Source organism: Psychrobium sp. 1_MG-2023, assembly GCF_030689115.1.
In the GTDB taxonomy this organism is placed as follows: domain Bacteria; phylum Pseudomonadota; class Gammaproteobacteria; order Enterobacterales; family Psychrobiaceae; genus Psychrobium.
The window spans coordinates 44878-57238 of the sequence record NZ_JAUYVJ010000013.1 but is presented as its reverse complement, the minus strand read 5'-3'; the positions used below and the strand labels follow the sequence as shown (position 1 = coordinate 57238).

General features: G+C 42.8%; 8 protein-coding genes. All 8 read left to right on the top strand.

Annotated features, from left to right (window positions below):
* Positions 1 to 41: 41 nt before the first annotated feature.
* The 8 genes from Q8W26_RS08780 (at position 42) to Q8W26_RS08745 (ending at position 12320) form a co-directional block, all read left to right on the top strand.
* On the top strand, positions 42 to 659 hold the full coding sequence (locus tag Q8W26_RS08780) for an FKBP-type peptidyl-prolyl cis-trans isomerase (protein ID WP_101215200.1): 618 nt from the start codon (positions 42 to 44) through the stop codon (positions 657 to 659).
* Positions 660 to 1517: 858 nt separating this feature from the next.
* Positions 1518 to 2672 (top strand): glutamine-hydrolyzing carbamoyl-phosphate synthase small subunit, encoded by a 1155-nt coding sequence (gene carA, locus Q8W26_RS08775; protein ID WP_101215201.1) that lies wholly within the window; start codon positions 1518 to 1520, stop codon positions 2670 to 2672.
* A gap of 37 nt (positions 2673 to 2709) precedes the next feature.
* A complete protein-coding gene (gene carB, locus Q8W26_RS08770) occupies positions 2710 to 5925 on the top strand; it encodes a carbamoyl-phosphate synthase large subunit (RefSeq protein ID WP_101215202.1) in 3216 nt (1071 codons plus the stop codon).
* Positions 5926 to 6085: 160 nt separating this feature from the next.
* Positions 6086 to 6460, top strand: a complete 375-nt coding sequence (locus tag Q8W26_RS08765; RefSeq protein WP_101215203.1) for a rhodanese-like domain-containing protein — start codon at positions 6086 to 6088, stop codon at positions 6458 to 6460.
* A 46-nt stretch (positions 6461 to 6506) separates the two neighbouring features.
* Entirely contained in the window at positions 6507 to 7184 is a 678-nt protein-coding gene (locus tag Q8W26_RS08760) for a TIGR01621 family pseudouridine synthase (RefSeq protein WP_101215204.1), read from the top strand.
* 119 nt (positions 7185 to 7303) lie between these two features.
* A complete protein-coding gene (locus Q8W26_RS08755) occupies positions 7304 to 7636 on the top strand; it encodes a hypothetical protein (protein ID WP_153071521.1) in 333 nt (110 codons plus the stop codon).
* A 278-nt stretch (positions 7637 to 7914) separates the two neighbouring features.
* Positions 7915 to 9159, top strand: coding sequence for an efflux RND transporter periplasmic adaptor subunit (locus tag Q8W26_RS08750; RefSeq protein WP_101215206.1), 1245 nt, complete (start codon positions 7915 to 7917; stop codon positions 9157 to 9159).
* A gap of 11 nt (positions 9160 to 9170) precedes the next feature.
* Positions 9171 to 12320: an efflux RND transporter permease subunit gene (locus Q8W26_RS08745; RefSeq protein ID WP_101215207.1), complete on the top strand. Its 3150-nt coding sequence runs from the start codon at positions 9171 to 9173 to the stop codon at positions 12318 to 12320.
* Positions 12321 to 12361 lie beyond the last annotated feature (41 nt).

The window sequence follows — 12361 nt, the reverse complement described above, 5'->3', positions numbered from 1 at the left end:
TGGCCTAATTAAATAATTATAATTAAATTAAAGAGAATAATATGTCTGATTACACATCTATCGAACAACGCGCAAGCTACGGTGTCGGCCGTAACATGGGTGAGCAACTTGCAGCTAACCCATTTGAAGGAATTGATATCACTGCTGTTCAACAAGGTTTAGCTGATGCTTTCAATAAAGCAGAAAGCCAAGTTAGCTACGATGATTTAAATGCTGCATTTAAAGAAATCAACGAGCGCATGCAAGCTGATGCTGCTGAAAAAGCAAAAGTATTAGCTGCTGAAGGTGAAGCTTACTTAGAAGAAAATGCTAAGCGTGAAGGCGTTACGGTTCTTGCTTCAGGTCTTCAATTTGAAGTTATCACTGAAGGTGAAGGCGAAAAACCAACGGCTGAATCAACGGTACGTACTCACTACCACGGTACATTAATTGATGGTACTGTTTTCGATAGCTCTTACGATCGCGGCCAGCCAGCAGAGTTCCCTGTAGGCGGCGTAATCAAAGGCTGGACTGAAGCATTACAATTAATGGCAGTTGGTTCTAAATACAAACTACATATCCCTCATCACCTAGCATACGGTGAACAAGGCGCAGGCGGTCAAATCGCACCATTTAGCGCATTAGTATTTGATGTTGAATTATTAGAAATCATCAGCTAATAAGCTTCATTAGTTGATAAAGAGCCACTAACGAACGTTAGTGGCTCTTTTTTTTGCTTGAAATCTTAGCATGGGGTAATCACCCACTAATCAGTTGACCAGATATTCTCGCTTAAATAGGTAATTAGTTTCTTTATTACCTGAGTACATCTCACCTCTCCAATGAATGGTTACTGTGTCCAAAATAAGTTAGACGTGGCTACTTGTCCCTATAATACTCTTTTTTATTCCTGTTTTTGGAATGCCTAAAGATAACCTTGCAATCATTAGTTTTTAACTCTCATGTCGGTAAATAAGGTGTTTTGGTGTTGATTTGTGGCTTTATTGCATGGTTAAGTTATTGTAATTGTTGGTTTTGTTTGGCTTTTTTGTTTCTGAGGGTGTTACTGGGTGTTATTTGAGTTAAGATTGCTTTAGTTGGCTTATTTGAGCGTTTTTTAATGTTTTTTTATCAAAAGAAACGAAAAATATATTGATTGCGTTGATTACTCTCATTAAGGTGTGCTCGTCCTCAATATTTTTTCACTTATAATAATAAATGGCTCTTTAATTGTACTCTAGTTATTAAATCGACGCCTAACGCTATTAAGGGTTGTATGTAATGGTAAGGTACTGATAAATAATGGTATTGCTTTGTTTTTTGTTGCTGGTAAGTAGGTGTTAAAGAGTGTTTTTCTCGTTGTTATCTTTGGTATTAATGACTTTCACTATGTAATTTATTTTAGTTGTTTATTTTGGTGTGACTCTGGACTATTGCTGTTACCTCGACTATACTACGCGGAATTTGGCTTAAAAAAGTAATTTAAGCTGTTTTGCATAAACTATGATGTCTCATAATGAGATGTTTTTTATTGTCTTTTGGAGGTTGCTTTGAGTAAATCTGCCTTATTAGTGCTTGAAGATGGTTCTGTTTTTCACGGAACATCAATTGGTGCAGAAGGTCATTCAGTGGGTGAAGTTGTATTTAATACTTCGATGACTGGCTATCAGGAAATTTTAACTGACCCATCTTACGCTCGACAAATTGTCACTCTTACTTACCCTCATATTGGTAACACGGGTACAAACTCAGAAGATGAAGAGTCTGACAAGATTCACGCTTGTGGTTTAGTTATTCGTGATTTACCACTATTAACAAGTAACTTCCGTAACGAGAAAACATTAAGTGATTACTTAACTGATAGCGGTGTTGTGGGTATTGCTAATATCGATACGCGTCGTTTAACTCGTCTCTTACGTGAAAAGGGTGCGCAAGCCGGTTGTATTATGGCAGGTGAAGTGGATGAAGCAAAAGCACTTGAGTTAGCTCAAGGTTTTGCTGGTCTAAAAGGCATGGATTTAGCTAAAGAAGTAACAACGAAAACGACTTATGAGTTTACTAAGAAAACTTGGTCTTTAGTTGGTGGCTTACCAAGTGATACGCCAAGTGAAGAGTTACCTCATCACGTAGTCGCTTATGATTTCGGTATCAAAGATAACATCATGCGTATGTTAGTTGACCGTGGTTGTCGCTTAACTGTCGTACCAGCTCAGACTCCTGCTGCTGATGTGCTTGCATTAAACCCAGATGGTATCTTCTTATCTAATGGCCCAGGTGATCCACAGCCTTGTACTTATGCAATTGATGCAATTAAGTCTTTCTTAGAAACTGATATCCCACAATTTGGTATTTGTTTAGGCCATCAGTTACTCGCATTAGCAAGTGGCGCTCAAACGGTTAAAATGAAGTTTGGTCACCATGGTGCAAACCATCCGGTTCAAGAACTTCAAAATGGCCGTGTGATGATCACTGCGCAAAACCATGGTTTCGCTGCTGACGAAGAAACATTGCCAAAAAATGTAGTTGCAACACACAAATCTCTATTTGATGGTTCTTTACAGGGCATTCATCTAACAGACAAGCCAGCATTTAGCTTCCAAGGTCACCCTGAAGCAAGTCCTGGCCCACATGATGCTGCTCCATTGTTCGATCATTTCATCGAATTAATCGAAGCGCGTAAAGCTGCTAAGTAACCATAAGTCTCAGACGAAATAGATAGGATTAAGAACGATGGCAAAACGTACCGACTTAAAAAGTATTCTTATTCTGGGCGCTGGCCCGATAGTAATTGGTCAGGCTTGTGAGTTTGATTATTCTGGTGCTCAGGCTTGTAAAGCACTGCGTGAAGAAGGTTACCGAGTAATTCTAGTAAACTCGAACCCAGCAACTATTATGACAGACCCAGAGATGGCAGATGCAACATACATCGAGCCAATTCACTGGGAAGTTGTAGAAAAAATTATTGAAAAAGAGCGTCCATGTGCGGTTTTACCGACAATGGGTGGTCAAACAGCATTAAACTGTGCGCTTGAGTTAGAAAGTAAAGGTGTACTTGAGAAATACAATGTTGAAATGATCGGTGCAACGGCCGATGCGATTGATAAAGCTGAAGACCGTAAACGTTTCGATGAAGCGATGAAAAAAATCGGTTTAGCGACGCCTGAAGCGGGTATTGCTCATTCGATGGAAGAAGCACACGAAGTTCAAAAGAAAGTTGGCTTCCCGTGTATTATTCGTCCATCGTTCACTATGGGTGGTACAGGCGGCGGTATCGCTTATAACATTGAAGAGTTCGTGGAAATTTGTACCCGTGGTCTAGATTTATCACCAACGTCTGAACTGTTAATCGATGAGTCACTAATCGGCTGGAAAGAGTACGAAACCGAAGTAGTACGTGACAAAAATGATAACTGTATCATTGTTTGTACGATAGAAAACTTTGACCCTATGGGGATTCACACTGGAGACTCAATCACTGTTGCTCCTGCGCAAACGTTAACTGATAAAGAATACCAAATCATGCGTAACGCATCGATGGCTGTATTACGTGAAATTGGTGTTGAAACGGGTGGTTCTAACGTTCAGTTTGGTATCTGTCCAAACACTGGCCGTATGGTAATCATCGAGATGAACCCACGTGTATCTCGTTCATCTGCATTAGCATCGAAAGCAACAGGTTTCCCAATTGCTAAAATCGCGGCTAAGTTAGCGGTAGGCTATACTCTTGATGAATTATCAAATGACATTACTGGTGGCGCAACACCAGCATCATTTGAACCATCAATTGATTATGTTGTTACTAAGATTCCTCGCTTTAACTTTGAAAAGTTTGCTGGTTGTGAAGATCGCCTGACTACTCAAATGAAGTCTGTTGGTGAAGTAATGGCTATCGGTCGTAACCAACAAGAGTCAATGCAAAAAGCATTACGCGGCCTTGAAGTCGGCGTGAGTGGTTTTGACCCGATTGTTGATGCTGATGACAATGAAGCGTTAAACAAAATTAAACACGAATTAACGACTGCTGGTGCTGATCGTATTTGGTACATCGCCGATGCATTCCGTTTCGGTATGACACTTGATGAAGTTTTCAACATCACGCGCATCGATCGTTGGTTCCTGATTCAAATTCAAGACATCGTTAGTGAAGAATATAAAGTCGCAGATGGTGGCATGGCTAACTTAACACCTGATTACTTGCGTTCACTTAAGCGTAAAGGTTTCTCAGATGAGCGTTTAGCGACGGTATTAGGTGTAGCTGAGTCAGAGGTTCGCAAAATTCGTGACCGCCATGACATTCACCCTGTTTACAAGCGTGTTGATACGTGTGCGGCTGAATTCTCTTCAGATACTGCTTACATGTACTCTTGTTACGATGAAGAGTGTGAGTCAAACGTAACCGATAAAGAAAAAATCATGATTATCGGTGGCGGTCCAAACCGTATCGGTCAAGGTATTGAGTTTGATTATTGTTGTGTACACGCTGCAATGGCGATGCGTGAAGAAGGTTACGAAACAATCATGGTTAACTGTAACCCTGAAACTGTTTCAACTGACTACGATACATCAGACCGTTTATACTTTGAATCAGTCACCTTTGAAGACGTGATTGAAATCGTACGTATCGAGAAGCCTAAAGGCGTGATCGTACAGTACGGTGGTCAAACACCACTTAAACTAGCTCGTGCTTTAGAAAGTGCTGGCGTACCAATTATCGGTACATCACCAGATGCAATCGACCGTGCTGAAGACCGCGAACGTTTCCAACAAATGATTGAACGTTTGGGTATCCAGCAACCAACGAATGCGACAGTTAACAGCGCAGAAGAAGCGATTGCTGAATCAGGTAACATCGGCTTCCCATTAGTAGTACGTCCTTCTTATGTATTAGGTGGCCGTGCGATGGAAATCGTTTATGACGAGCAAGACTTGCGTCGTTACATGACGGCAGCCGTTAGCGTATCAAACGATTCGCCAATTCTTCTAGACCGTTTCTTAGATAACGCAGTAGAAGTTGACGTTGATGCTGTCTGTGATGGTGTTGATGTCGTTGTCGGTGGTATCATGGAGCACATTGAAGAAGCGGGTGTTCACTCTGGTGACTCTGGTTGTTCATTACCTCCATACACGTTAGGTCAAGATATTCAAGATCGCCTACGTGAGAAAGTTCGTCAACTAGCACTTGAACTTGGTGTTATCGGTCTGATGAATACACAGTTCGCAATCAAAGATGGCAACATCTACATGATTGAAGTTAACCCACGTGCTGCACGTACCATTCCTTTCGTATCTAAAGCTACAGGTGTACCACTAGCGAAGATTGCTGCGAAAGTCATGGCGGGTAAATCGCTGAAAGAACTTGGTTTCACAACAGAAGTTGTACCACCATACTACTCAGTGAAAGAAGTTGTTTTACCGTTTAACAAGTTCCACGGTGCTGATCCAATCTTAGGCCCTGAAATGCGCTCTACCGGTGAAGTAATGGGTGTTGGTACAACATTCGCAGAAGCTTATGCTAAAGCTCAGTTAGGTGCTAAATCTAACGTGCCGAAGAAAGGTCGTGCGTTAATCTCTGTTCGTAACAGCGATAAAGGCCGTGTTGCTCAATTAGCTAAGAAGTTACTAGAACTTGGTTATGAAATTGATGCAACTCATGGTACAGCCGTTATCCTTGGTGAAGCAGGAATCAATCCACGCTTAGTAAACAAAGTAAGCGAAGGTCGTCCGCACATTCTTGACCGAATCACTAATGGTGAGTACGAGTACATTGTAAACACGACTGAAGGTCGTCAAGCAATTGAAGATTCTCGTAAACTTCGTGCTGGTGCATTACGTTACAAAGTAAGCTACACCACTACGATGAATGCGGCGTTAGCGACATGTGATTCCATTTTAGCTGATGATCGCGCTACAGTAACATCAGTACAAGAGTTACACGCTAAAATCTAATTTCAGTGTTAACCGAATCAAAAAAGAGGCTATTTTCATAGCCTCTTTTTTTTTGCCTTTGTATTAATGCTGTGGGTATATTAAGCACTTTTCAAATCCAATTCTTCAGGGTAGTCTAATAACCCTAATTAAACATAAATAATAAAAAGAAGGTTGAAGCATGAAACCCAGTAAAGAGTTTTTAGCATTAGCTCAGCAAGCATCAAAAAACGTTGCCCATACCGATATTGAAACACTAGCACGATGGCAGGAGGAACAACGTGACTTTTTATTGATTGATGTCAGAGAGCAAAGTGAGTGGGATAATGGCCACTTACCCGATGCAATCCACCTCAGCAGAGGAATTATTGAGCGAGACATTGTGGCGAGAGTGCCAGATTTTGAACATATTCTGGTTCTTTATTGTGGTGCAGGGCCGCGTAGCTCGTTAGCGGGAGAAAGTTTACAGAAAATGGGCTATCGTAATATTATCTCGCTTGATGGTGGGTTTATGGCTTGGAAGCAAGCTGACTATGCTGTGGTTACTAGTAATTAATTGTTATACTGGGCGCAACGTCATTTAACCTATTTAATAACCCCCAATGATCAATGCTTTTGACATTATTGATGACAATGACAGGTTTATTGTCATCAATAAATATAATGATATAGATTTTCACACGAGCAACCAACAGCTCGGAATTGTTGAGCTGGTTAAACAGCAGCTTGGCTATTCACAGCTTTTCCCTGTGCACCGTCTTGATAAAATGACCAGTGGTTTACTCATTCTCGCCAAAGACTCTATTTGTGCAGCAGCTTTTGGTGAGCTCTTTGAACAACGAAAAATGCATAAATATTACATCGCGCTCTCAGATAAAAAGCCAAAGAAAAAGCAGGGCTTAATCAAAGGTGATATGACCAAAGGGCGTAACGGTAGCTACCTGTTGTTAAAAACAACTAACAACCCAGCATTAACGCAGTTCTTTAGCTATTCAATTAATTGTGGTTTGCGTTTGTTTCTTCTAAAACCCCATAGTGGGAAAACACACCAGTTACGTGTAGCAATGAAAAGCTTAGGTGCACCGATCATTGGTGACTCCCGCTATTATCCCGGGCCTACCGAAGGAGTCGGTTATTTACATGCTTGGAAACTCAGTTTTGAGTTATTCTCTCAAAAATATCACTTTACGGCACAGCCTCGCTGGTGTGAATATGAGACTGCCGAGCAGTGGCTTTTACAAGCTGCTGAACCCGATGGCTTAGCTTGGCCAAGGGTTTAGTGTTTTAGCGTGTTGTTAAGTCATAGACTTTTCAACACTTATATGCAATTATCGACCGAGTTACTTTTTCTGTGAGATTGTCTGTGCATCTTAAGCGTGTTTTAATCGGCTGTTTTGTCATGATATCGATTGTTTTACAATCGTTTAATATTGTGGTGGATAGTGGTGCAGCACATCAATTAGATACAGCGCACTTAGCCACAGAGCATAATCATGCAACTCACCAATCTGAGTTTGTTGATTTACCAGCTAGCCACGCTAGTGGCAGCACTGAGCAACATGACTCGAGTGATTGCCATCACTGCGGACACTGTAGTGGTTCGCATTTAACTTGGGTTACTAGCAAAGCGATAGCGAGGTTTAATCCTTTACTAACCCCCGAAATTTACCCTAACCCAACTTTTTACCTGTCCTCTCTTAGCGAAACCGCCTTTAGACCTCCGATCGTCTAGCTTCCTTATTTCTATTTAACTTATACCATTTCCACTAATAACCTGATCATTTTTCACGGTCTAAACAAATGATAGCTACGTTATTTATTGCCTATGTAGAATCACTACATACGCCAATAAATGCCTTGCTCTAATTCGTTTATCCTCGTTACAAAATTGATCACTTAATCAATGGAATTGGTATTACGACCTTTAAATGTCGTTAGTTGTCTCTGTAATTTTATTCGCAGTGGCATGATTATTAATATTCAACTTGCTAATTTTAGCAGGGGAAGTCTATGAAATTTCGATCTATTATTCCGGCTGGCTTAGCCAGCGTATTACTTGTTTTAGGCATATTTAGTGCACCACAATTGCTTGCTCAGACTGATAAGCAGCACAATGCAAAGCAAAGCTCTCATTATGAAGGCGACGACCACGATCACACGCATGCACCTAACCAAGCTGCGTCAACTGTTGCAGCTACACAATCGCAACATGACTCACATCCAGATGCTGGTATCTCGCTATCAGCACTGCAAATGAGTGTTGCAAATATTAAGGTGTCGACACTCACCCCTCAAACTTTCTACCGCACTATTTATGCGCCGGGCGAGGTTAAAGCCAACGGTTACACTAGTTATGTAGTATCCCCTCGGACAGAGTCTGTGGTGATCAGCCGCCATGCCACCCTTGGCGAACATGTTGTCAAAGGACAAAAGCTGGTGACGTTATTTAGTGAGTCAGTGGCACAAGCTCAAGCAGACTATTTGATTGCGGCCACAGAATGGCAACGGGTGAAACACCTCGGTAAAAAAACTATTAGTGATAGTGAAATGGTGAAGGCTAAGACGGCTTTTAACGCTGCTTATGGTCGGTTGATCGCCTTTGGTATGACAAAGCGAGCGATTAAGGAAATCACTCAAACCACTAGGCAACAAAGTCATAATCAAGATATTAATCTGGGGCAATATACCTTGATAGCACAGCGCGCTGGTGCGGTGCTTAAAGACGACTTTACTCAAGGGCAGCGAGTAGCCGCTGGGGATACCGTGATGTTACTTGCTGATGAAAGTAGTTTATGGGTCGAAGCTAAGGTCTCCCCAAGCAAAAAGTTTCAATTAAGTGTCGATACGCCTGTCGAGGTTGTGTTTGATAATCAGCGTTATCAAGGCAAGGTTATTCAAGAAGCGCATACTATCGACCCAATAACGCGTACCCGTATTATTAGACTCGCAGTGGCAAATCTTGACGACTCATTACATTCAGGGATGTTTGTCGATGTTAATTTTAAGTTTGCAACGCTGACACCCGTGATGGCGGTGCCTGAGTCGACATTAGCTCGAAGTGCTGATGGCGATTGGACGGTCTTTGTGCAAGACCATCCCGGTGAGTTTAATGCGGTTGAAGTGAAGTTAGGTCGTTCATTGGGGCAACTTCGTGAAATTAGTGGCGTAAAAGCAGGTGCGCAAGTGGCGGTGCAAGGTGCGTTTTTTATTGCCTCTGAAATTGCTAAAGGCGGATTCGATCCGCATAACCATTAAGGGGCTGGCTGATGTTTAATAGAATCATTGACTGGTCGGTTAATAATCGACTATTGGTGTTAATTTTACTCGTGGTGACTCTCGTTGGGGCGGTGATTAGCATTCCTAAATTAAATCTGGATGCTTTTCCTGATGTTACTAATGTTCAAGTGGCTGTTAACACCGAAGCCCCCGGACTTGCTGCGGAGGAAGTCGAACAATTAATAACTTACCCAATTGAAGCGGTGATGTATGCACTGCCTGATGTTGAACAAGTTCGATCGATTTCTAAAACGGGTTTATCCGGTGTGACCGTCGTGTTCAAAGAAGGCACCGATATTTACTTTGCCCGTCAGCTGGTGTTCGAACGCTTGCAAGCGGCCAAAGAGCTGATCCCACAAGGGGTCGGTATACCAGAGATGGGACCTAACACCTCCGGACTAGGGCAAGTCTATCAATATCTGTTGGTTGCTGATGGTGACTCACAATATGATGCAATGAGCTTGCGCAGCTTAAATGACTGGATAGTGAAGCTATTGATTATGCCAGTGGATGGGGTGACGGATGTGTTATCTTTTGGTGGTCAAGTACGTCAATACCAAGTCAATATTGACCCAGCTAAGTTGCTTGCCTACCAATTAACTCAAGATGCGGTGGTCAATGCGCTTGAACGTAATAATACCAATGTCGGTGGTTGGTATATGAACCGCGGCCAAGAGCAATTAGTCATTCGCGGCACGGGTTGGTTCAAGAGCGGCCAAGCTGGGATTGATGATATTAAGCAAGTACCGGTTAAAACGGTGTCGGGCGCAGTCATAACAGTTTCAGACTTAGCCAAAGTCGAATTAGGCAGTGAAATCAGACAAGGGGCCGTCACTTTAACTCGCCGTGATGAACACGGTAATGCTGAATCTTTAGGTGAAGTTGTCTCGGGAATAGTGCTAAAGCGTATGGGATCAAACACCAAGGCGACCATTGATGGTATTAACGCCCGTTTACCGATGATTGAGCAGGCATTACCACAAGGTGTCCGCTTTGAGCCACTTTATGATCAAAGCGATTTGATCGCAAAGGCTGTCACCACGGTTGTAGACGCATTGGCTTTAGCCTTTATCTTCATCTGTATTGTCTTAGCGCTGTTTTTAATGAATCTTCGCGCGACGTTACTTGTGTTGGTCTCGATCCCAATCTCAATTGCAATTGCACTGATGGTGATGTCGTGGTGGGGCATTTCTGCCAATTTGATGTCATTAGGCGGGATTGCTGTGGCCATTGGTATGTTAGTTGATGGTTCTGTGGTGATGGTTGAAAGTATCATTAAACAACTTCATCGGCAGCAATCAACCCCTGGAGTGTCCCGACTAAGCTCGGCTCAGCAAGTAAAATTGGCTGGTCAAAGTGTTGCACGGCCAGTATTTTTTGCTGCGTCGATTATCTTAGTGGTCTTTGCCCCGTTATTTAGCTTTGAGGGGGTTGAGGCGAAGTTATTTCAACCGATGGCTGTGAGTATTATTCTTGCCGTTATTGCTGCGATTATCACCGCGCTATTCGTTGTTCCTGCACTCGCGACTTATCTGTTTAAGCATGGCGTGAGTGAGCGTGAGAGCTTCTTGTTAAAGCCACTGATTAGATTATATAAAATCAGTTTAGCTGCTGCGCTAAATCACGCCAAGTTGGTACTTGGCGTAGCCGTGATATTAGTGATTTCTGCGTTAAGTTTACTGCCGAAAATTGGCACTGAGTTTGTTCCTGAATTAGAAGAGGGCACATTAAACTTACGTGTTACCTTAGCGCCATCCTCTAGCTTAGAAACGGCGCTGTCAGTATCGCCAATTATTGAACGTAAGTTGTTGGCGTTTCCTGAGGTGAAATATGCATTAAGTCGCGTCGGTCGCCCAGAAATTGGGGGGGATCCTGAACCAGTCAATAATATTGAAGTTTATATCGGCTTATTACCTGTATCACAATGGACGAGTGCGACAAATCGATTTGAATTGCAGCAAAAAATGGAAATTGCATTAGAAGCGCATCCCGGCCTGTTGTTTAATTTCTCACAACCCATTGCAACACGAGTCGATGAGTTATTATCAGGGGTGAAAGCGCAGCTCGCGATTAAGCTATTTGGGCCCGAGTTAGCCGTATTAGCAACGAAAGGGCAGGAAATTGAGCATGCGGTAAAAGAACTTGATGGTGTGCGTGATGTTGCCCTAGAACAAATATCGGGTGAGGCACAACTCGTTATCGCGCCAAATCGAAAGCAGCTTTCTCGTTTTGGTATCTCGGTGGGCGATGTAATGGATGTGGTGCAAAATGGCATTGGTGGTATCGCTGCCGGGCAGGTGATTAACGGTAATGAGCGTTACGATATCTTTGTTCGTCTTGCTGCAAAACATCGCTCTGATTTAGAGGCGATAGCCGATATTCGGATGCAATCTCCTAGTGGCGCCTGGGTGCGTTTAGGGGATGTCGCCCATGTCAGTTATCAATCGGGACCACCACAAGTTCGCCGTGATGATGTGCAGCGCCGTGTTGTTATTCAAGCTAATGTGCAGGGGAGCGACATGGGCACCGTGGTTGCAGCTATTAAGCAACGTATTGCTGAACGTGTTGAGTTACCTGCGGGTTACTCCGTGGTGATTGGTGGCCAATTCGAGAGTCAACAGCGGGCACAAAAACGGTTAGCGCTTGTGGTACCATTATCATTGGCATTGATTGCTTTATTACTCTACTTCGCCTTTGGCTCAGTAGGGCAGGCAATGTTGATTTTAGTGAATGTGCCCTTAGCTGTCATTGGTGGCGTATTCTCTTTGTATCTATCGGGTCAGTATTTATCAGTGCCAAGCTCAATTGGTTTTATTACTCTATTCGGGGTGGCTGTGCTTAATGGGGTGGTGATGGTAGAGAGCATTAATCAGCGAATTGAAGCTGGCACTAGTAGTGCCGAGGCAATATTTAATGGCGCAACCTCACGTTTGCGTCCGGTGTTAATGACTGCGTTGACGTCGGCACTGGGTTTAATACCGATGTTACTATCAACGGGCATAGGCGCAGAAATACAGCGGCCGTTAGCGAGTGTGATTGTTGGGGGACTATTAACGTCGACCTTCTTAACGCTATTTGTTATCCCAGTGTTGTACAGTGGGTTTTCTCAGCATAAAATTCAACAATTAAAGCAGCTATAAGCTGCTTTAATTACGTGAACATTGATAAAGAAGGGTGTTAG